Raw genomic sequence first — 21,643 nt, 5'->3', positions numbered from 1 at the left:
GGCAGGCTGTAGCTCTTTTTTTATGCAAATAGCCCAAATGGAAAAGTTATTAGCGGCATAGCCTCTGCCTAACATTACAAGCCTACTGTAGGCTACTTACTACTTCTTCCATCATTAAATAGAATGACCTATAACTAAACTTTTGAGTTTAGAGGATGTGTTTTAGCTCTTTAAAAAAGTGCTTCTTACTTTATGACAGTATAGCTGTAACCTCGGGTTAAGATTTTCGGTATCATTAAGATATTATTAAAGTAAGAGCATCAAGGCTCTTTCCTCTATGAGCCCCAGACAATACGATAAAACACATATGAAAGATCATACATTCAGACTAAGTATATTAGATCAGTCTATTGTCAGAAATGGCAAAAGCGCGAGAGATGCAGTAGCAGAAACTGTACAGGTGGCCAGGCTTGCAGACCAGCTTGGCTACTATCGATTCTGGATTTCTGAGCACCATAACAACAAAATGATCGCCGGCTCCACCCCGGAAGTGCTGATGGTAAAACTAGCAGAAGTTACCGAACGAATACGAATAGGCTCCGGTGGCATCATGTTGCCCAACCACAGCTCACTTAAGGTAGCCGAAAACTTTAGAATGCTGGAAGCTTTATACCCGGGTAGAATTGACCTGGGCATAGGCCGTGCACCCGGTACCGACCGTCTAACTGCTTATTTACTCAATCCTTCAAACCGTTTCGCAGAAGAAGACTTTGAGAACAAACTAAACGAACTGGATGCCTTTTTTACCGATACCGCAGCCACTGAGCATGGCAGAATACTAGCTGTACCTATGGCCGATACTCGCCCTCAGCAGTGGCTTCTAAGCTCTGGAGCTAATGCCTCCTTGGCAGGTAAAATGGGCATGGGGTTGGGTATCCCTATCTTTATTAGTGGGAGAATTGCCCCAGAAGCCGCAGAAACATACCGCAATGCTTTTATGCCTTCTGATATGTTTGACAAACCGGAAGTACTGCTGGGACTTTTTGTAGCCTGTGCTGAAAGTGAAGAGAAGGCAGAACTAATGCGCAAAGCACTGCTCATTACACTGGTAAGCATGGATATGGGTGTGCTTAAATCTATGGACAATTATGAAGAAATAGAGCAGTATCAGTTTTCTCCGGTTGAGCTGGACAGAATACGTCAGGTACATCAAAACAAAGTAGTGGCTGGTACTCCCGAACAGGTAAAAGCCCGTCTAGATGAACTTGCTTCTGCTTATGGTGCTGATGAAATTATCGCTACTGTAATTGCCCCTACATTAGAAGACAAAACTCGCTCTTTTGAACTGATTGCCGAGACCTACAAACTTCATGATAGAATATCAGCTATCGCTGAATAAAGTCCCCTTTGATTTTACTTTTATTTAATACTTATTTTGAGAATTAATACCATTGTATTATACTTGAAATAAGTATTTTATGAAAGGTAATGACATGCAGGAAGAGTATCTCAAAGGAAGGGGAGCACAGTACCAGGCACACAATCGTTTTGATCGTTTACATTATGTGCAGGAGCATATTGAAGGGCTGGATGAACCTTATCTTCGCCATCCGCAAAGGCAAATTTTACAGGACCACCCCAAAAAGCTGATTAGCAAAAGTAACAGCCCCGACCTCAACAATATGTATTCCATTAACCCCTATAGAGGTTGTGAACATGGCTGTATTTACTGCTATGCCCGCAACTCACATGAGTATTGGGGCTTTAATGCCGGGCTAGATTTTGAAACTAAAATTGTTGCTAAACCTAACGCCCCTCAACTACTGGAACAGCACTTTTTGAGTAAAAACTGGAAATCTCACCCTATCGCGCTGGCTGGTAATACAGATTGCTATCAACCTATAGAGCGTGAGCTTAAAATTACCCGCAATCTTTTAAAAGTGTTTGTCCGCTTCGGAAATCCTGTTAACCTGATTACTAAAAACGGGCTGATCTGTCGCGACATAGATTTGTTACGAGCTTTGGCAGAAGAGAAGCTTGTGCATGTTTATATTTCAATCACTAGTCAGAATGAGCAGTTACGGTCAAAAATGGAGCCCCGTACTGCTAGTGCTCGCAAACGGCTACAAACACTGGAGAAACTTTCTACTGCCGGCATACCCTGTGGAGTGATGATCGCTCCTATCATACCTGCGCTAAATGATCATGAAATTCCTCAGATTATGAAAAGCGCGGCAGATGCCGGTGCCAGGGCAGCAGGCTATACTGTGGTCCGCCTAAACGGTGCTATTGGCCCTATCTTTCTGGACTGGCTACACAAAAATTTTCCTGAACGAGCTTCTAAAGTTGAAAATCAGATCAAATCGCTACACGGAGGAAACCTCAACGATTCTATGTTTGGCAGACGCATGAAAGGTGAAGGTGTAGTGTCAGATAGCATTCAACAGCTCTTTAAAATTGCAAAAAACAAGTATTTGAAACACAGAGAGATGCCTGCATATAATATGAATGCTTTTCGGCCAAATGGCACTATGAGCCTGTTTTAGGTTCAATTTCTGAAGCGCTGCATAGCCCAGCCTTTCAGGCGCGAGAGCAGATTATCTTTATCTTGATCATCTTCACTGCTGATATCCTCTGAACCAAAAAGATAACCCAAAGGTCGTAGCGAAGGTATGTTGTCAAAGACAACCTTAGCCACCCCCAGGGCAGGTATAGCAATCAACATTCCTACAATACCCCAAACAGCACCACCCAGTACCACTACTATGATAGTTACTACCGGGTTTAGGTTAACCCTATCCCCTACAATATAAGGCTCCAATATGTAGCTTTCCACAAACTGACTTATACCAAATGTAATTGCCACACCCACTGCTCCGCTCAGTCCGCTGCCAGAAAAGAAGGCCATAGCTGTAGCCAATACATAGCCAATAATATTACCTACATAAGGCACTAACGACAGTACAGCTGCCAGTATGGATATAAGCAAAGCGTTGCGCACTCCTGACAAGCTCAAACCTAAAAAATACAGCCCTGCCAGAAAAATGATGAGCGTCAGCCGACCCAAAAGGTAATTTTGAGATACCTCAGTAGATTTGAATAATATGGTTTCTGTAGTACCTTTTTGGTCATCAGGTACCATTTTAAGTATGGCTAACTTAAACTTCCTGCGATATAGCAAAAAGAAAAAAACATAGACAAAGGTTAAGAGGAAATTTCCCAGTACGCTGAAAGTCTTCATCAGAAGCTTACCTGCACTCTCTATTATAGCTCCACTCTTACCTTCAGATTTGTTTGTTTGAGCTTTCCTGTCCTGATCACTACTGTTCTTGTCCGCAGTTGAGCCTTGCGCACCTGCATTTTTCTTTCCTTGTACTTCTTGCCCTGTATCTCCGCCCGGTAAAGTTTCCGCAATTTTTTGTTCCTGCTCCTGTACTGATATACCTGTTTTGTTGGCTACATACTCTTGTAATTGCTCAATTTTAGGCTCAAGCTTCTTTTGAATCTGGGGCCAGTCTTCCGAGATGCTGCTCATTTGCCCGGCAATAACAGAAGCCAGAAAAACAAAAAAAGACATGATAATCAGAACAGAAAACAGGGAGGCCCAGCCTCGTTTTAATCTTCTTTTTTCCATCCAGCTACAGATGGGTAGCGCTACCATCGCCAGTAAAACCGCTACTGACAGAGGCATCAAAAAACTTTGTGCCTGTACCAGTCCCCAGAAAAAGAAGCAGAGGCTGACGACAATCAGGGCAAAATATTTCAGAATTTCACCAGACTTTTTATTCATAATGGATAATCAGCTTAAAAAATTAAGTATGCTTAAAAAATGTCCTTCTTAAATAAACCAGTGTTAGATTTCTTTGTTTTAGTTGTAGACTAATCCAAGATCAGGCTTCTGTAAGCTCAATTTTTTTGGAACTACGTGTATACGGAAGCAGTACTGAAATACCTGAACAGATAAGAGTAAAGCCTTTCCTTCTACTGCTAACATGCACAGGTCTTATTTTTTTAAACGCTGAAAGACAACAAGATGCAGATCAATTCTCAAAAAGGACAAACCGAAGAAGCATATCAAAGGGCTTCGCGTTCAGGTTGGAGCAGGCAGTATATTTTTAGAACAATGATGGATGGGGCACTTTTGCTACTCCCACTGGCAATTATTCTTTTTGCCCTCTACCTTATTTTTCGTTTTGTATTCAACCTGCTGGTACCTATCAGTGTGCTACTGTCTACAGGCTCAGAAGACCCTCACTGGACAGTCAATATTTTATCTTTGGTAGTACTTCTGATTTTTCTTTTTTTGATCGGGCTTCTGGTTCGTAATCGCTCAGGCAAGTTCTACTTCCACTACCTGGAAAGAAATTACCTAAGCCAGATTCCTCTCTACTCTACTGTGCGAGATACGGTGCAGCAATTCTCCGGACTCAAAAAAATGCCCTTTAGCCAGGTTGTATTGATTGATCCTTTTAAGACCGGGGTACTGATGACAGGTTTTGTAACAGAAGAAATATCCAAAGATATGTATACGGTTTTTGTTCCTACTGCCCCTAACCCTACCAATGGTAATATTTACCATGTACCCAGGCAGTGTATTCAGTTTCTGGATGTAGGCTCCGATCAAGCTATGAGAACAGTTGTTAGCATGGGAACAGGTTCCTCCTGCCTCTTCAATGATGACGCATTGCTTCAGCTTTCTGATAAAGCGAGTGCAGAAAACTAAATTTTCTCAACTGAGAAGCTAGCTCAAAAGAAAATGAACAGTTTAGTATCTTCATTTTTTTGCAAGACACACATAATTTTTTTCTTAAAAAGTCAAAAAAAGCTTACAAATCCGCAAATTGATATTTTGATAATAGCTTACCCCTTTTATTAATAAATTATTGAATACAGGATTAATTTACTTCTCCCATTAACATCAGTGCACGATTTTTTTGTTTGTTTTTCAAAAATATATATTGAAAAGTAAAAATATCATATGAAATTTATATGTTTTTTGAAACTTATGTAACACACTATAGTTTTCCTCGTAACTTTGGAGTAAAATTGGCTATCAAAACATTGTACACTTTGTGGCAAATTCGCAAAGTAGGATAGCAGCATAAGTTACGGTGAATAGCCGTTAGTTTAAGGAAGCCCATAGCTTTATAAACTTTAAAAAATTAACATTCATATTAACCATACAGAGAATATCGTTGCTTATGGTTAATACATTTTTCCAAACGCTAACATAGATTTGCGCAGGTTCAAGTTCTGAACCTAACTCACAACAGAGGGGAAGGTGATCATAAACTGATACACACCCGCTGCTGTAAAATACATCTTCATTTAATTTTCTAGAACCATAAAATGCGAAACGCTTAGCCATAGGGCAGGCTATTTCATTTTCTATTTCAATCAGCGTAATGCATGCTGATGGCAAAAAATAAGAACCACAAAAAGAGTAATGCCATGTTTGAATTTGATTTCTTTGACTTCGTATTTCTACCCCTGATGATCTTTCTAGCGAGGGTATCCGATGTAACACTGGCAACAGTAAAGCTGATGTTCGTCGTTAACAATGCGAGGAAGTTCGCTGCAATTCTGGGCTTTTTTGAAGCTCTGATTACCATACTGGCTCTGTCGCGTATTATGCAGGACGCCAGTAATATGGCAGCTTACGTTATGTACGCTGCCGGTTTTGCCGCCGGTACCTACATTGGTATGCGCATAGAAGAAAAGCTAGCCTACGGCAGTGTAGTAGTCCGCATTATTAGCAAAAAAATACCTGATGCCTTGCTGGAACATCTTTCCAACAACCAGTATCGCTACTCTATGGTAGATGCTAATGACCAGTCGGGCAATACCCAGATCTTATTTACCGTGTGTAAACGTAGCCGTCTGGCAAATTTCTTAAATAGCCTGGAAGAGATAGCTCCGCAAGCCCTTTACACCATTGAAGGGGTAAAACAGGTAAGTAACGATCTGCTACCAAACCATCAGAAAACGCCCGCTCCCAGCCTGGGCAAAATGATTACTGCCTGGGGCAAGCGCACACAAGCTGCTTTTTACCAATGGTAAGAAATTGATATGTAGGGTCAAGGGTCAGTTGTGGCATTTAACCGTAAACTATAGAAACAACCCTAACGTGGAAGACGATTCAGGGTATAAAACAGACGGTTATTTTTGAGCCTGACACCTTTTTCGGAGCTTACATTCTGTATGCTAAGATCGTAAACATAAGCGGGGAGCATTTCTTCCAACTCCAGGATGACTTGCTTCCTGTCTTCTGATACCTCCAGCTTTTTAATAGCTACTTTTTGCTTATCTAACTGGGGAGAGCCATAGTCTTTATGGTAGGCATATTTATAGCGTTGAAACTGATAGTTTTCTACTTTAGAAGCTGCTTCCAGACTAAGAGGACGAGTAAACTCCAACCTGAAGCCATGGGGCATTGCCTGCATTTTAAGCACGTCCATAGGGGTGCCGCCTTGGAAGCGAATGCGTTGTATACCCTGATCACCTACCCACGCGTAGGCCGTTTTGCCTACCCATAGGCTACCATCCGGACCAAAGGCCATACGGTGGTTACCAACAGTAAGACCAGTAGAGTCTATAAAGCTTACGCATGCCCCCTGCATTTGTCCGTCTACTTCTTCCAGCATCACTCGCATAATGCGCGGAAAGTCCATTTCACCTACCAGCAATTGCCCGCCAAAAGGGCCAAAGTTCAGACTATCAGCGATATAAAGCGGTTGCGTGGGTGAGTCTGCCATAATATTATGAGGAAAAAGCACAGCTGCCCTGGTCCGCATGCTATCGTAAGTAGCTACGGGCACTTCATTTAAATTCTGTTTCCAGTCTTCTTTCCAAACCAGGCTGGCTATATGGCCATAGTGCTTACCTTCTTCTACATGATAGAGCGTGCTGGTTCCCAGCCAGTCCCCCTGATTATCGGTAACAAATAGCTGCCCATCTTTACCAAAGCCAATACCATCCGGCGAGCGAAACCCGGAGGCGTAGGGTTTCAGTTCTTTATCTTGGGTAAGTCGCATCAGCCACCCCCGATAAGGAACCGGAGAGTACATTCCTTCTCCCGGGTTACCCTCTGGCTTATATTCACCTCTCCTCTCTTCCCATACGCCAGCATTGTTGGAAGCTGTATTTAATCCTATAATAAAGTTACCTTTTCCATCAGGTACAGGGCCGTAGGCAAACTCATGATAGTTACCAGAAAGCCCAAAATCGTCAGTTTCATTGAGGTACTCATCTGCTTCACCATCCTGGTTGGTATCCCGCAGGCGAGTGAGTTCAGGGCGTTGCATGACCAGTATTTCAGAATTGTTAAGCACATGCAGACCTAAAGGATCGTGCAGGCCGTAGGCGAAAAGTTGCCATCGCTTAGTTTCCGGATTATAAAGCATGACTTCTCCTCTGTGAAAAGCTACTGCCAGCCGTCCATCTGGCATAAAGTCCATCGCTCCCACTTCGGGCAGCAGCCCTTCGGGAAGCGAGATATCTTCTATTACATAAAAATCGCTCAACCTCTCGTTTTTCTTCTCCTTACAAGCAAGTAGCAGGCTAATACATACAAACAGGTAAAACTGAATCAACTTCATACCCTAAATTTTCTGTTTGCTTTCTGCAATTGTCAGGGTAAAGCTACTAGCCTCTGAAGGGCTCAGTTTAAGATACTGACCTTCTAATTTTCCCTGATCAAAGTCAACCTCTACTTGCTGTCCTCTTGGCATCTGGTACCATACTATATCATTTGGATCTTTAAAGCTAATCTGCCGGTACATACCTGCCTTATCTAAGGTGGGGCGAATGCGCTCCTCTACTTCTACCCCATTAAGTCGGTATTTGAAGGTGGGGTAATGATCTTCTAAAACATAACCGATATATTCTGACTCGGGCATTTCTTTATGAGGCCCCACGCGAAACGGCATGTTTTCTTCGCGATAAAAGATCGTGCCCACAATATCTGCCAACTCTTTTCCTTTTCCACCCCAATGTCGGCTCAGGTCTATAAAACCGTCTTTCCAGAGGTAGCGAAAACGGCAGGCTCCGGCATCCCAGCAGTAACTCAGTTGATTCGTCATACCTACCGCAATACTGGCGGGTCCAGTATCAGGCAAAAAACTACGGTACATTCGCGGAAAAGTAGCAGGATAGGGATGCTCAGCTTCTTTTTGCTTAGTCTGCTCTCCACGACGCTGAGGAGGCACATGGCTATCATTTGCCAGCGGAGGCATCATTTCATTCGTAACGTAAATAGCACCATACATTACAGCTCCATGCCCCGGATAAGTGCACACATACGGATAAATACCCTCCTCTTTGGGTGCAGTAAAATTAAAGCTGTAGGTAGAACCGGGAAGCAGGACAGGGCTGGAAGCAAGCACAAAATCAGACTGAGGAACAAAGTTTTTGTTTTGCCCTTCCTCTCCCATTTTTAAAGCTAGGGCCACTACCTCTTCTCTTTTGTTGGGCACAGTAATTACCATATTGTGCGCCATCTCATCGGTATTGATCAAAGTAATATGCACTATTTCTCCCGGAGCTACTTTAAAACGAACCTGATCGTACTGAAGTCCAGAAATTGCTTTGATCTGAATGTTTCTTATGGGCTGCTTAGAGCTTTGCTGCCCAATAAAAGAAGGTAGCATAAATAGCAGAGCAGGCAGCAAGCCGACTACCGCCAATAGTTTTGGGTTGATGCGCATATGTTGTACAAGTAGGTTGAGTATAAGCAATAAATCCTGAGCTAGAAGATAAAAAAATTATACGCATATTGGTCGATATTCACCTGACAAATTATGCTTTTATAACTTTGGAAAGTATATCAGGATAAGCCTTCAACTCCAATTAGACCCAAAATTTCTGGCTTAGCTTTTTTCTATATAAAACTAAACCTGACTTAGGTAAAATAACATAGAGCCTCACCCACAGCAGCAGAAAACTTTTTATTAAAAAAAACTCAACATAGCTATCCTACTGAAGTATTCGTGCAGAGATCCAGATAGCAGTGCGCAAAGGATAGCAACTGCTAAGGGATGTAGAACTCTTTCAGGCTCTGGATTACCTCTTTTTCGTTAGCGCACAAAGAGAGTATCAGATGTTCATATTTTCCTTCTTCTGACATTTTTTTAAGCAAGGGGTAAATAGGACGATCGTGTTCCCAATATGATTTATTGAGAAATATCATAGGGCTGGCATACCCAAAGCTGCGGTAATGGTTTTGGGTAGCATCCTGAAATATCTCCTGTATAGTGCCTGCGCTTCCTGGCGCAAAAATAACACCTCCTTTAGCAATTGTAAGTAGTCCATCTTCACGAACACTGTTAGCAAAGTATTTAGCAATTTTAGTAGCAAAAGGGGATGCGGGCTCATGACCATACAACCAGGTAGGTATGCCAACACTTTCGTACTGCGTACTGCTGTAAGTATGCAATACTTCAAAGGCAGCATCCAGCCAGTGTTCATCTTCACAGGAAGGGGCTTTGGACAAAATTTTTACTGCCGCATCTACCGTAACCGGCGATCTGCCAGCCAACCAGGCTCCGAGATGTGTGGCTTCCATAGCTCCCGGTCCTCCTCCAGATACCATCAGATATCCCATTTCGGTAAGTTGCTTACTCAGGCTGGCAACTATTCTGTAATCTTCACTATCACGTTTAAGACCATGCCCTCCCATAATAGCCACTACACGTTTCTCTTCTATCTGATGTAAATAATCATAAAGCGCATCGGTAATGGCATGGTCATGTAAGCGCCGGGCCAGTGTTTCTCCTATATCTCGCGACTCTTTGCCTTTATTGAGATAATGGCTGTAAACTTTATAATCAAATGTATTTTGGTAGCTTTCAGGCTTACCCAGCAGGTAGCCATCGTACAACATCTCACGGCTGTAGAGTCTGTTCAAATAGGGGTTGAAGGGGACATTAAGGTGCGGAAAGATCAGATTGCTTTCAGGAAGATAGTTGAGTACCGATTCTGGAATTTTGCAACCCAAAAAAATACAGTCTACAAAATTAGTATGATGCAATAAATCCTGTACCTGATGGAAGTCTAAATTCTGGAAGGCATATTTTTTGAGTACTGAAGACTTACCAATGAGCTGTTTAAAATCAACAATGGATTCTACTTCTGTATAATTCATATATTCAGCTTAGTAAGATAAGATATTTACGACCGAAGATACACATATAGGCAAGATGCGTAAACTTACAAGCATACACGATGCTACTATATGTTACTTAGCTGAAACCAATTTGTTTGCAGTAAATTTTAATAGTCTTGATACAATAAGCAGCCTAATCTTCAATTAAAAGGCATTAAACTGTACAGATTGGCAATGAAAAAACTTTTTTAATAAAATATTTTCATGTTTTGAACTAATTACATATATTTGTTGTAACAATATTGATAATACGTTATCAATTTTAAAAATGTAGGGTGATGAAATTGGCAGACATGCCCTCCCGTCTCGAGGGTGGAGACAACGGAATAAACTAGCCTCGGCTAGCTAACCGCTCCGTGGAGGTTCGACTCCTTCTCCTACAGCTATCACAGGCAGGCTTTTTAGCTTGCCTGTTTTTTTTGCCTGCCCCTCACTTCTCCTCTCTCATGCCTGCCTGGCAAACACCTATTGCCTTCAGCCGTTAGGAAAAGTATCGTTGCATGTTTTTAGCTTTTCAGTTTAAAATATGAAGTAGCCGCTGCTCTATTTTTTTAGTGCTAATATGCTACGGAACAACATTTTATTTAACTCCAAACTTAAACACATGGAATACAGAAGATTAGGCAAATCAGGCTTGCAGGTGAGCGAACTATCATATGGCTCATGGCTTACTTTTGGCAAGCAGATAGATGTACAGCTTGCCAAAGATTGTATGTATACCGCTTATGAAGCCGGTTGCAACTTTTTTGATAATGCCGAAGCCTATGCCGAAGGTAAGTCAGAAGAGGTTATGGGTAAAATTCTTAAGGAAGCAGGTTGGAGTCGCGATACCCTGGTAATTTCCAGTAAAGTATTTTGGGGTGGTGATAAGCCTAACCAAAAAGGACTGAGCCGTAAGCATGTGGTAGAAGCCTGCCATGCGGCCCTTCGTCGCCTACAGGTAGACTACCTGGATCTTTATTTTTGCCACCGCCCAGACCTGAATACTCCGGTAGAAGAAACCGTACGCGCTATGCATGACCTGATTCAGCAAGGCAAAGTGCTATACTGGGGTACTTCTGAATGGAGCGCACAGGAAATTATGGAAGCTTACTCTGTAGCCAGGCAGTATAACTTGACGCCTCCTACCATGGAGCAACCACAGTACAATATGTTACAGAGAACAAAAGTTGAAGGTGATTACCATAAACTTTATGATGTGGTAGGTTTGGGTACTACAGTATGGTCTCCTTTAGCTTCTGGATTGCTTACCGGAAAGTATAATGATGGTATACCTGAAGACTCCAGAGCAAATAGTCATGATGACCTATCGTGGTTAAGAGGGATTTTTGAAGGGGAAAAAGCAGAGGCAAAGCTCCAAAAGATCAGAAAGCTGGCTAAAGTAGCAGAAGATGTGGGTATCAGTATGCCTCACCTGGCACTTGCCTGGTGCTTAAAAAACCCTAATGTTAGCACTGCAATTACAGGAGCCTCCAAGGTCTCACAGGTAGAAAGCAACATGAAAGCAGGAGAGCACAAGAATAAGCTTAGCGAAGAGGTCATGCAGAAAATTGAAGACATTCTTGAAAACAAGCCCAAGATACCTCAATACTAGTTTTGATTAAGCAGACTTTTGTACAAATGCCCGTGTAGCGCTACACGGGCATTTGTTATGAAACCTTTATGGTATCCACTTGATATCTTTAAAATTAGGCTTACGCTTTTCCAGAAAAGCATTGCGCCCTTCTTTAGCTTCTTCGGTCATGTATGCCAGTCTGGTAGCCTCTCCGGCAAATACCTGCTGCCCTACCATGCCATCATCTGTCAGGTTAAAAGCAAATTTTAGCATTTTTATAGAGGTAGGTGATTTTTCAAGTATCTCCTGCGCCCACTCATAAGCCGTATCTTCCAGTTCCTCATGAGGGATAACAGCATTCACCATCCCCATATCATAGGCTTCCTGTGCTGAATAATTTCTGCCCAGAAAGAAAATTTCACGGGCACGCTTCTGCCCTACCATCTTAGCCAGATAAGCAGAACCATACCCCCCATCAAAGCTGGTTACGTCAGCATCGGTCTGTTTAAATATGGCGTGCTCTTTACTGGCCAGTGTGAGATCACAAACCACATGCAGGCTATGCCCTCCTCCAACAGCCCAACCAGGCACTACCGCAATAACTACTTTAGGCATAAAGCGGATAAGTCGCTGTACCTCTAAGATGTTTAGGCGAGGCATACCGGCTTCATCTACGTAGCCCTGATGGCCACGGGCATTTTGGTCACCACCACTACAGAATGAGTATACCCCATCTTTAGTAGAAGGTCCTTCTGCCGACAGTAGAACAACACCTATAGAAGTATCTTCGCGGGCATCCAGAAATGCTTCGTACAGCTCACCTACGGTTTTAGGGCGAAAGGCATTACGTACATTCGGACGATTAAAAGCGATACGGGCAACCCCATCAGCTTTTTGGTAGGTAATATCTTCGTATTCCTTAACGGTTTTCCAGTTTGCTTGGCTCATATCTTTTTTTGTGGTCAAAATAGAGCTTTTAAAATTTCTCTTCAAAAAGATGCCTGCGATTTTTGATACTCCCTCTCTATTCCTCAGCGAGTGTCTGCTAAATAGCTGTCTTAGAGTGCTTATCTGCCTTCTCTGTAGTATCTTAAGAGCACAACACCTAAGCTCAACTACTATGAATACCTCCCGGAGACATTTCATCAAAGCTGCTTCCAGCGCTACTGTGGGTGGCAGTCTGCTTAGCACTGCCTGTACCTCACAAAGTCAGCCTTTTGCACAAACACAGCCACATGACTATAGCCAACTAGACCAAGTACTGGCTAAACCCGTGCTAAAAAAGGAATTATTTACTGAAGCAGTACTTATAGACCGCCTGGAGCTTTTAAGAAGAGAAGATAATTTCATCTGTAGAGTAAGCTCTGCTGATGGTGCTGAAGGCATTGCCGTCAGCAATAATATGCAGATGCAGTACCTCTATCCCATCTTTACGCTCAGACTGCAAGCCTTTTTTATTGGTAAAGATGCGCGCAACTGGGAGGCATTGCTGGAGGAGGTATATGTACACAAAAGTAATTACAAACTTCAGAATCTGGCGCTTTGGGTGCCGCTGGCAACTATTGAGTTTGCAGTACTAGACATGCTGGGCAAAATTGCTCAAAAGCCCTTAGGAGCATTAATCGGAGAAGTACAACATCCTGAAATTGCGGTCTATCAGGCGAATAACTTCAGAGGTAAGTCTGCAGAAGAGTCTATTGAACTTATTAAACAAGAGCTAGAAGAAAGCCAGGCTAAAGCACTAAAATTTAAAGTAGGCGGGCGCATGAGCAATAATGCGGATTACCCTCCTAAGCGATCGGAAAAGCTGATTCCACTGGTACGCAAAACCTTTGGAGATGAGATGACTATCTATGCAGATTCTAATGGCTCCTATACCGCAGATGAGGCCGTTCGGATGGGTAAGCTGATGCAAGAGTATGCTTATAATTTCTACGAAGAGCCGGTGCCATTTGACTGGTACGAAGAGACAAAACAAGTAGCAGATGCCCTGCAGATTCCTATAGCAGGAGGAGAACAGGAAGCCAGTATGCATAATTTTCGCTGGATGATACAGCATGATGCTTTGCAGGTTGTACAGCCCGATATTTTCTACTTTGGAGGTATGATACGCTCAATGAAAGTAGCTCGTATGGCAGCCGCTAAGGGCAAAAGCTGTATACCCCATATTTCTGGTTCAGGGCTGGGCTATTTGTATATGATGCATTTTGTTTCGGCAGTAGCAAACGCAGGGCCTTATCATGAATTTAAAGGCTTTAATAAAGATTTGCCTCTGGAATGTTCTACTTCCAGCCTGCAAAGTTTGGGCGGTAAAATACAGGTTCCCAGCGGTCCGGGTACAGGCGTACAGATTGATCCTGACTTTATAGCTCAGCATAAAGTAGTAAAGGCTTAGCTGCTTAACACTGGCTTAAGAAATTGTCATTACGCATTACTTTTTAAGCACTCTGGCACTAGCCAGCAATGATATACCACCTAATAGGGGGCTAAACATAAGCAAATAGATTATATGCCAATGGTATCAGCGATTACTTTTAATACCTCATAAGCTGGAGCATCTCTATAGCAATCCTTACACTCTGAAAACATGAACAAGCAGTCTATAAGATCGGTAAACATATGAAAGAGCAAGCCTAAACCAATAATATTGAAAGGCCGCCTTAAAAAGAGCAGCACCACATATACCACCATAGCATAGACCGTATGCAGATAATGGAAACCAATACTGCACCTGTTATCCTGAAAAACAGGGTTAGCTAAAAGATGATCCAGATCAACCAACATAGTGGCCAGAAGTATTAGATAGGCTTTTTTCCATTGTTTTTTAAAAAGCATACAGGCAAGAAAAGCAGGGAATACCAGATGTAAAAAATAGTGAACAAAAGTCTGCATAATAAGTCTACACTTGCTTAAAAGTAAAAGAAAGCAAATTAATAAAATATAGGTCTGCCACCAGCTAAGCTTCTTCTAAACTGGTAAGGGAGTTTTATTTTTTTACCCGACTAATGTGCGGAAGTATTGGAAAAAACATTGATGACTATAATACCAATAATAATTAAAGACAAACCCAAAATAGCAGCTAAGTCAGGTGTCTGTTTAAACCATACAACCCCTACCAATGTAATAAGAAGTATGCCTACCCCAGACCAGATAGCATACGCAATACCGACAGGAATATGTTTTAGGGTAAGACTTAAAAAATAGAATGCGGCACCATAGCCCACTACAGTAATAATACTAGGCAGCAGTTTGCTAAACTGATCTGAGGCTTTAAGAGCGCTAGTAGCAATTGTTTCGCAAACAATGGCAATAAGTAAGATCCAATAACTTTTCATGTGCGTACTCTCAACAAATTATCATAAATAAGTTAGTACGCTCACTTATGCTCCGGGTTAGTCGTAATGCCGTAAGAATTTTGTATTACGTTTTACTCTTTTAGCACTACTATTTAGCAGACAGTCTATTTGTTCTTATGACAGGTAACCCCCTATAAATGTCAGGCTCCCAACATAGGCAAATGTTTGATACGGTGATAGTTGAGTGCTAAACTAATACAATGCCTAAGCTGAGTAATGGGCAGCCCTTCGTTTTTATGAAATACAATTGCTCGCTTACCCTCAAACTGAAGTAAATCATCATACAAAATTCTAAATGTCTTGACCAGGCCGGTACTACAAATGAAATACATAGCATAATGCTCAGGCCTGTTTTTTATCGTATTGATACGTATGGTACTACCACCTTTGACCAGATAAGCAGGCTCTCCCCATTTGAGGCTTTCTACAACACGGCTGACTCCCTCGGCTTCAGCGGTATCCAGAATAAGTTGACGAAGATTCTTAATTTTTTGATCAAAAGGAGAAGGATATGCCTCCAGCACTTCTTTGACGTCATCTTGAGTGAGTACTTCCATTAGTTTAGTAGGATATTTAACTTTAGCTTATAATTCTTAGTATCAGCTATTGTGGTCCTATTTTGCCCTCTACCTCTTTCAACAAGAGCTTAGGGCTGTATGCATAGCCCGCCTTAAATACATGCTCTACATACCTGATTACTGAAGGCTCTGTTCTTAAATCACCATCCAATATTAGTAGATCTGCTTTTTTACCAGGAGCTACACTTCCAATGTCTGTGCGTTCCAGCACTTTGGCTCCATTGGAGGTCATAATTTGAATAGCTTCTTCGGTGCTAAACCCCGCTTCTACAAGCAGCTCAAAATTACGTTGATCACCAAAGCCTGGCAAAATGTGCCGCCCCGCGTCAGCACCAGCACTAAGCAAACCTCCCATCTGTACAAACTGCCTTTCAAAAGCCATTATCCTGTGAAGTCGCTTCAAACGCTGTCCTTTTGCTTCATCCTGATCCAGGCGCGCTCTTCGCTCCCTATAGCTTGCTCTAAGAGTGGGTGTCATGGCTATCAGGCTACGCTCGTCCGCAAAAGCTCTTTCAGGTATGCTAGCTTCGTAAATAGACAAAGTAGAGGTTATAAAAACACCGCTATCAATCATTAATTGCTGAAGCTCTTTTACGGCTTCACTATCCACTTCCAGGCTATCCATATAGGCATGAGAGCCATTGCACATATTATAAGTCTTACCCTGGCGGAAGTCGCTGGTACTATTTAAGCCATGCTCAATACCGTCAATTCCCAGTCTGCTGGCTTCCGCAAAGGTGATGGAGCATAGATGCCCAGTAACTTTTGCCTGATGTCTGTGAGCCACATCTATAACTACTTTGAGGTCTTCTGCTTTGGTATGCCGATAAACTTTAAACCAACGGACTCCCTGATCTATCCAAAATTGCATGGTATCTCTAAGGTGGGTCTCGTTTCGGGGAATAATCATGTTAGGATTGCCACCCTCCCCACTAATGTATGGCGCACTATTGATAATTTCTGGTCCGGCTATCTGCCCTTTTTTTATCTGCGCTGCTAATTCCAGCTCCTGATATGGCGAAGCGGCTCCACAAGTCTGTATGGTAGTTACGCCCGATGCTAAATAAAGGTAGGCAGCCGCTTCTCCCAGAAAGCTAATGCCAGGCATATGCAAATGGTTATGCACTCCTACAATACCGGGCACCACAGTTTTTCCTGCTAAGTTTATCACCTTAGCCTGGGAGGGAATTTTTACCGTGGCGGTTGGACCTACTTCCTTAAAATAACCTTTGTCTATAATAATGGTCTGCTCTTCCTGAGCTGTACGTCCTGAACCATCAACAAGAATTGCATGGGTGAGTGCAATCAGGTCCTCATCATAGCTAAGATAAGGGCGTACATTTTTAGAAAGAGAGTCGCGAGAAGAAAAACCTGCCGGACTAGAAGAGGGTAGCTTATCTCCCTGGCCACAGCTAAAGAGTAGATAGCAAAAAGCACAGAGATAGGAATAAAAATAAGGGGTACTCAAATGATGATTAATTTGTTTACCCCTAAAATAAAACTTTACAACTTTTGTATAGCATGTTCAGGAAAATAGGTTTTCATTAATTGCTTCACCTTTTCCTGTTGCACACTCAGCTTAAGCATGTCTTCAGTGTCATCACAATTATTAATCATCTGCTCATAAATACCGAGCCCATCAAGGTAAATACTATGGTGCAAACCCGGATTATAGGTAGTGAGCCATTCAAATTGCTCTAGTGCGGCTTCGTATTGCTGCGCACGTGCCAGATCCTGCATCAGCACTATAGCTTCCTGCTCTTTAAGTTTGTTGTCGCTCCACTGCCATATTTCTGCTTTTTCCTGTATCTCCTGACTCCCATCTGTGCAACTTAAACAGCCTAACATTAAAAATAGACCTAGAGGGATGATAAATTTACTCATAGTGAAAAAGTTTAAAAGTAGTAGAATCTCAAAAAAATACACAAATCTTACATATAAGATAACGAATGTATGTGTAAAGTGCATATAAAAAATACAGGTTATTACACATCTAAAATTAAAACACTTAGTAACAAACAACTAAATAACCTGCTAAAAATAGTATCACTAATAAAGCTGATTGAGAGTAAAAATGTTTTTACGTTTACAAACTGACTAATGCGCCACAAGCTTAAGGACTTCTCTGGTGGTAAGTACTGTAGCAAACTCCTGATGAAGAGACGCCAACTCTACTTCGTGCACAGTTTCTGCACTAAACTTTTTACCCTGAGGACCTACCTTATCAAAGGTAGCAGTAGCGTCTGAAGGTAAGTATACGGTAAAGCCCAGGTTGGCGGCCATACGTACACTGGTAGACACGCAGTGTTCTGTAGTAAGCCCGACTATTACTAAAGTTTTGATGCAGGCGGCCTCTAATCTTTGTTGCAGATCTGTACCGATAAATGCACTATTCACATGCTTTTGCAATAGCGGTTCTTCTCTCTGGGGTTTTACAATATCTTTGATTTCATTACCGGGCTGTCCGGGTCTAAGCCTGGATTGAGGATTGGTGGAATTATGCTTAACATGATAAACGGGCAACTGCTCTGCCCTCCAGTAGTCTAGCAGTTGCCTAGCGTTTTCTTCGGCTTCAGGATTATTTCTACGGCCTCCCCAATAGTCCAGGTCATCCATTCCTTTTTGAATATCTATTAGGATTAGAGCAGGTTTTTCTGGTCTCGTCATTTGTCCGTTTTATTTATGGAAATTAAAGAATCCCTCAGCTTAATTTGTATAAACTTCTACTTTTTTAGCAAGAGGCTAATGCAATAAAGCTCTTGCTCCAACTGCTGGCACTCTTCTTTTTGCTTCTCCAAAAAAACATCAAATAAAGAGGCTTTACCAGGGTACTGAGGTATAAGTTCGGCTACACGCTTTTCAATGCTGGTAGTGTTTTTCAAATTGATGAGCTGGAGCTTATCTCTATCCCAAATAATTTGGTCAATTAGCTGTAGGCCGCTTTGCTTCAGTTGTTCTTCTAGTTCTTCCTGGGTGGGGTATGTACTGAGCTTAGATTGCCTCTCGCGGTATGTAGCTTCAAGAAGAATATGAGCACTCTCATGTATGCAGTTTTGGAGTAATTTTAATGAGGTAGCTACATCACCCAGCACATCTGCATCATGCCCATAAATAAGAAGATCATAACCTCTTTGGGTCTTGACCTCCTGCCGAATATCACCTACTGTAAACGCTAAATTCTGGTCAAGCTTATGATTCTGAACGTAATGGCAGGCATCATTGATAAATTCGGGTATCAGATCAATCCCCTTTCCCTGAAAAGATAAGGCCTCTCTTAAGTATATTAGCACGGCCCCTTTACCACAACCTAAATCCAGAATATGATGGTCAGGTCTAACTACATTGTGCTTCTGGATAAGTTGCAACATATAGTCTGGCATACTACCCAGCAGCCACAGGTCTTGCAGCAGATAGGGCAGAAAAGGAAGGATATCTCTATCTTCCACATCCAATGACTGAAGAAAATCTTTATCCATCGCTATAGCAGTTTCATGAGGATCGGACCTGCTTGTGTCAGGCTTAGGCCAAATTTTAAGCTCACGGCTAAAATACAGAGAACCCCAGATAAAAGAGTAGCAGCGATAAAGCGAAAAGCAGAGGATACCCCCAGCGTAAGACTCTCAGTTGGTAGTCTTGCGCTTCATGATTTTTAATGCTCAACCTAAAAAAAGCATAGCCCAGCCCCTGAAGTAGCAAAGCCATCAGAAAAATGACAGCCAGCAAATTGAAAAGTAGCTCAGAATGATGCAGCCCCGTACTGTTTTTAAAATAGAGGTACAGTATACTGGCATAGGTAATGACACTATATACCATTAAACGAAAAGACCAGCGTTTATAATTAGTATTCCTTTTGTTTATTTGCTCCTCTCCACTCATAAGCTTTAATATAGTAGTAATTGAGGGTAGAACCCAGTAGAAGATGTCATTTGGAGATGGATAGCAACTTATAAAGGTTCAACTTATAACTCCTCACTACGAGAGCAATCCTCTATTTACTCTTAAGTTAAAAAATAGTGATACCGCTAGCTCTGTCTAATAAAACTAACAATATCACTTAGCAAGATATTGGTTTAAGACTTACCAAAACCGTTAAAATTACACAAAAGTTTAGTCTTCAGCGCTACCAACCGCCTCTGCAAATTCCTCTACGAGTTGTTGCGTCCAGGCGGTTACTCTTCCTACCGTCATTTCAGACTGATTATCTTCATCTATTGCTAAACCAAGAAACCAACCTTCCTGAAATTCCGCTTTAGAAGCTTCGTAGTCATAGTTATCCGTTGGCCATACCCCAATAATGTGTCCACCGTTTTCGTATACCACATCTCCCAGTATGCCCACTCCATCTATGAAATATTCTCCATAGCCAATCTGATCTCCCAAACCGAAGAATGCTACCGTTTTACCGCTAAAATCAATTGTCTTAAAATCTTCGTAAAAAGCATCCCAATCACTTTGTAGCTCGCCATCGTGCCAGGTGGACAGGCCGATAATAATACGTTGGTAGGGTGCAAAATCTCCTGACTTTGCGCGATTGATGTCATGTACTTCAATTTGATCTTCGCCCAGGATTTCGCGAATCTGATTAGCTACACCTTCGGTATAACCAGTGTCTGAGCCATAAAAAAGGCCTATTTTTTCATTTTCCATGTTTGTTGTTTTTTTGTTTTTTCAATACTACCTGAGGTCTCTCTTTATTTAGAGCGGCTTTGGGACGCACATTTGGTCTGCTGCTTTTGGCCGACAGGCTTATCTTTTGATGATTTTTTTCTCCTTTTTGCTCACTTAGCTTAATCCTGTACACAAAGATGTAGTAACCTAGCCCACCAAGCATCAACCAGAATATTGTGGAAAGCAGATAGACATGTATGCCTGGCGCATACCTGTAGGTATAGAGCAGAAACATACATATGATACTGGCAGCTACCAGTACTAGATTAACATACAACCACTTACCCATGCGCAAGCCTCCTTTCCCTTTGCAAACGATCTTTTTTTCTACGCTTTTTTAGGTACAGCCACGGGCCTGTAAGTACCAGAGAGGAAAGTGCCAGGCCAAATACAAACCATATTAATTTAGTGAGCAAGCCACCCCAATAGCCAAAATGTATTGGGTCGGCAATATCGTTTATCCAGGTAATGGAGTTGATTTCTGTTGCCTTCTGCACCTTAAGCAACTCCTGATTATGCGGGTTAATATACACCCTGTTGGCCCTGTACCTAACCAGCGGTACATCAGAAGTACCGGTGAGGTATACAGGCTCATCTGGCTTTTGAGGCGACAAAATTGATTTCACTTTCAATCCTGCTATGGCCTCTTCCGCTATGGCCACATAGGCATCATAATCAAGGTTGGGGAGTTGCTGCCCCTCTGTAATTTCTATGGTAGGACGCTCTTCATCCAGATAAGAAGACACTTTAGGAAGGTCGGCACGCTCTACAAAGTACCAGATCGCAGTTAGAGAAATGATAAACATAAAGGGGATAGACCACGCCCCGACCAACTTGTGTAAGCTGCTGTAAAAAACCCGACTCCCTTTACCGCTTTTGAGTACAAAGAGCTCCTTATACCAGTCGTTATAGTAGAAAATTCCTGTAAGTAGAGAAATAGTAAGTATAAAGCCGAAGAATAAGACTGTAAAATGACCAATCTGAAAGGGGATGAAGAGGTAATAATGCAAATCTCTTAGAAATCGTGCGATAGTAATATCAGCATACCCCTGTACCTCGCCAGTATGAGGGTTAGCAAATACATACTTCAGATCATTATCCTGCATTACATAGATCAGGTCAGCCATGTAAGGTTCATTGGCACGCTGCCAGTAGCTTATTTTTCCTTCAGGAAATTCCTGTTTTACATTTTCAGCGATTGTATTCCAAGAGGCATAGGTATCCGCAGGGCTCACCCGTACATCGGGGTTAAACAGCCAGTCCATTTCGTGGCTGAGCACCGCCAGTGTACCCGAAAAGCATACTACAAACAGTAGTATGCTTAACTTTATGCCCACCCAGCTGTGTAGTTTAAATAACTGATCTTTGCTTAGCACTATCTATC

At 42.1% G+C, this 21,643-nt stretch carries 22 protein-coding genes; 6 read left to right on the top strand and 16 right to left on the bottom strand.

The annotated features are described in order from the left end of the window. Positions 1-277 precede the first annotated feature (277 nt). The gene (locus PZB74_RS14635; protein ID WP_302237284.1) at positions 278-1,339 is read left to right on the top strand and encodes an LLM class flavin-dependent oxidoreductase; all 1,062 of its coding nucleotides are present in this window, start codon (positions 278-280) and stop codon (positions 1,337-1,339) included. Positions 1,340-1,418: 79 nt separating this feature from the next. After that, positions 1,419-2,486, top strand: a complete 1,068-nt coding sequence (locus tag PZB74_RS14630) for a PA0069 family radical SAM protein (RefSeq protein WP_302237283.1) — start codon at positions 1,419-1,421, stop codon at positions 2,484-2,486. Positions 2,487-2,488: 2 nt separating this feature from the next. Here the strand turns inward: PZB74_RS14630 and PZB74_RS14625 are convergent, their stop codons facing one another. After that, positions 2,489-3,730 carry an AI-2E family transporter gene (locus tag PZB74_RS14625; protein WP_302237280.1) on the bottom strand — a complete coding sequence of 414 codons (1,242 nt, stop codon included), beginning with the start codon at positions 3,728-3,730 and terminating at the stop codon, positions 2,489-2,491. A 243-nt stretch (positions 3,731-3,973) separates the two neighbouring features. Here PZB74_RS14625 and PZB74_RS14620 point away from each other — a divergent pair, with 243 nt between their 5' ends. Then, positions 3,974-4,663: a DUF502 domain-containing protein gene (locus PZB74_RS14620; RefSeq protein WP_302237277.1), complete on the top strand. Its 690-nt coding sequence runs from the start codon at positions 3,974-3,976 to the stop codon at positions 4,661-4,663. Between the two features lie 728 nt (positions 4,664-5,391). After that, positions 5,392-6,000 carry a DUF2179 domain-containing protein gene (locus tag PZB74_RS14615; protein ID WP_302237275.1) on the top strand — a complete coding sequence of 203 codons (609 nt, stop codon included), beginning with the start codon at positions 5,392-5,394 and terminating at the stop codon, positions 5,998-6,000. A 62-nt stretch (positions 6,001-6,062) separates the two neighbouring features. On the opposite strand, the gene PZB74_RS14610 is transcribed toward PZB74_RS14615, so the two are convergent. The 3 genes from PZB74_RS14610 to PZB74_RS14600 all read right to left on the bottom strand — a co-directional run bounded on the left by PZB74_RS14610 (position 6,063) and on the right by PZB74_RS14600 (position 10,081). Beyond that, positions 6,063-7,538 carry a DUF7133 domain-containing protein gene (locus PZB74_RS14610; RefSeq protein ID WP_302237274.1) on the bottom strand — a complete coding sequence of 492 codons (1,476 nt, stop codon included), beginning with the start codon at positions 7,536-7,538 and terminating at the stop codon, positions 6,063-6,065. A 3-nt stretch (positions 7,539-7,541) separates the two neighbouring features. Next, positions 7,542-8,645: a plastocyanin/azurin family copper-binding protein gene (locus PZB74_RS14605; RefSeq protein ID WP_302237272.1), complete on the bottom strand. Its 1,104-nt coding sequence runs from the start codon at positions 8,643-8,645 to the stop codon at positions 7,542-7,544. Positions 8,646-8,968: 323 nt separating this feature from the next. Beyond that, complete coding sequence (locus PZB74_RS14600; protein WP_302237269.1) at positions 8,969-10,081, bottom strand: LOG family protein; 1,113 nt, start codon at positions 10,079-10,081, stop codon at positions 8,969-8,971. A 625-nt stretch (positions 10,082-10,706) separates the two neighbouring features. Between PZB74_RS14600 and PZB74_RS14595 the strand changes: the two genes are divergently transcribed. Next, the gene (locus tag PZB74_RS14595) at positions 10,707-11,696 is read left to right on the top strand and encodes a potassium channel beta subunit family protein (protein ID WP_302237267.1); all 990 of its coding nucleotides are present in this window, start codon (positions 10,707-10,709) and stop codon (positions 11,694-11,696) included. Between the two features lie 66 nt (positions 11,697-11,762). Here the strand turns inward: PZB74_RS14595 and PZB74_RS14590 are convergent, their stop codons facing one another. Next, the gene (locus PZB74_RS14590) at positions 11,763-12,605 is read right to left on the bottom strand and encodes a 1,4-dihydroxy-2-naphthoyl-CoA synthase (RefSeq protein WP_302237264.1); all 843 of its coding nucleotides are present in this window, start codon (positions 12,603-12,605) and stop codon (positions 11,763-11,765) included. Positions 12,606-12,777: 172 nt separating this feature from the next. Between PZB74_RS14590 and PZB74_RS14585 the strand changes: the two genes are divergently transcribed. Next, positions 12,778-14,052, top strand: a complete 1,275-nt coding sequence (locus PZB74_RS14585) for a mandelate racemase/muconate lactonizing enzyme family protein (protein ID WP_302237262.1) — start codon at positions 12,778-12,780, stop codon at positions 14,050-14,052. Between the two features lie 110 nt (positions 14,053-14,162). Here PZB74_RS14585 and PZB74_RS14580 read toward each other — a convergent pair whose 3' ends face one another. From PZB74_RS14580 to PZB74_RS14530, 11 genes are all read right to left on the bottom strand, one after another. Then, positions 14,163-14,549 (bottom strand): DUF6122 family protein, encoded by a 387-nt coding sequence (locus PZB74_RS14580; protein WP_302237260.1) that lies wholly within the window; start codon positions 14,547-14,549, stop codon positions 14,163-14,165. Positions 14,550-14,659: 110 nt separating this feature from the next. After that, on the bottom strand, positions 14,660-14,992 hold the full coding sequence (locus PZB74_RS14575; RefSeq protein ID WP_302237257.1) for a DMT family transporter: 333 nt from the start codon (positions 14,990-14,992) through the stop codon (positions 14,660-14,662). Positions 14,993-15,153: 161 nt separating this feature from the next. Then, entirely contained in the window at positions 15,154-15,570 is a 417-nt protein-coding gene (locus PZB74_RS14570; RefSeq protein WP_302237255.1) for a DUF1801 domain-containing protein, read from the bottom strand. A 46-nt stretch (positions 15,571-15,616) separates the two neighbouring features. Beyond that, complete coding sequence (locus PZB74_RS14565) at positions 15,617-17,059, bottom strand: amidohydrolase family protein (protein WP_302237252.1); 1,443 nt, start codon at positions 17,057-17,059, stop codon at positions 15,617-15,619. 35 nt (positions 17,060-17,094) lie between these two features. After that, positions 17,095-17,475 carry a hypothetical protein gene (locus PZB74_RS14560; protein WP_302237249.1) on the bottom strand — a complete coding sequence of 127 codons (381 nt, stop codon included), beginning with the start codon at positions 17,473-17,475 and terminating at the stop codon, positions 17,095-17,097. A 213-nt stretch (positions 17,476-17,688) separates the two neighbouring features. After that, positions 17,689-18,258, bottom strand: coding sequence for a cysteine hydrolase family protein (locus PZB74_RS14555; protein ID WP_302237247.1), 570 nt, complete (start codon positions 18,256-18,258; stop codon positions 17,689-17,691). Positions 18,259-18,314: 56 nt separating this feature from the next. Then, positions 18,315-19,067 carry a class I SAM-dependent methyltransferase gene (locus tag PZB74_RS14550; protein ID WP_302237245.1) on the bottom strand — a complete coding sequence of 251 codons (753 nt, stop codon included), beginning with the start codon at positions 19,065-19,067 and terminating at the stop codon, positions 18,315-18,317. A gap of 67 nt (positions 19,068-19,134) precedes the next feature. Continuing rightward, on the bottom strand, positions 19,135-19,467 hold the full coding sequence (locus PZB74_RS14545; protein ID WP_302237244.1) for a hypothetical protein: 333 nt from the start codon (positions 19,465-19,467) through the stop codon (positions 19,135-19,137). A 231-nt stretch (positions 19,468-19,698) separates the two neighbouring features. Next, positions 19,699-20,238, bottom strand: a complete 540-nt coding sequence (locus PZB74_RS14540) for a flavodoxin (protein ID WP_302237243.1) — start codon at positions 20,236-20,238, stop codon at positions 19,699-19,701. Further along, positions 20,228-20,548, bottom strand: coding sequence for a hypothetical protein (locus tag PZB74_RS14535; protein ID WP_302237241.1), 321 nt, complete (start codon positions 20,546-20,548; stop codon positions 20,228-20,230). The genes PZB74_RS14540 and PZB74_RS14535 overlap by 11 nt, the downstream gene beginning before the upstream one ends. Next, positions 20,541-21,635 (bottom strand): PepSY-associated TM helix domain-containing protein, encoded by a 1,095-nt coding sequence (locus PZB74_RS14530; protein WP_302237239.1) that lies wholly within the window; start codon positions 21,633-21,635, stop codon positions 20,541-20,543. The genes PZB74_RS14535 and PZB74_RS14530 overlap by 8 nt, the downstream gene beginning before the upstream one ends. Between the last annotated feature and the right edge of the window lie 8 nt (positions 21,636-21,643).

The organism is Porifericola rhodea, from assembly GCF_030506305.1.
Taxonomy (GTDB): domain Bacteria; phylum Bacteroidota; class Bacteroidia; order Cytophagales; family Cyclobacteriaceae; genus Catalinimonas; species Catalinimonas rhodea.
This window is presented reverse-complemented; position numbering and strand designations above follow the sequence as displayed.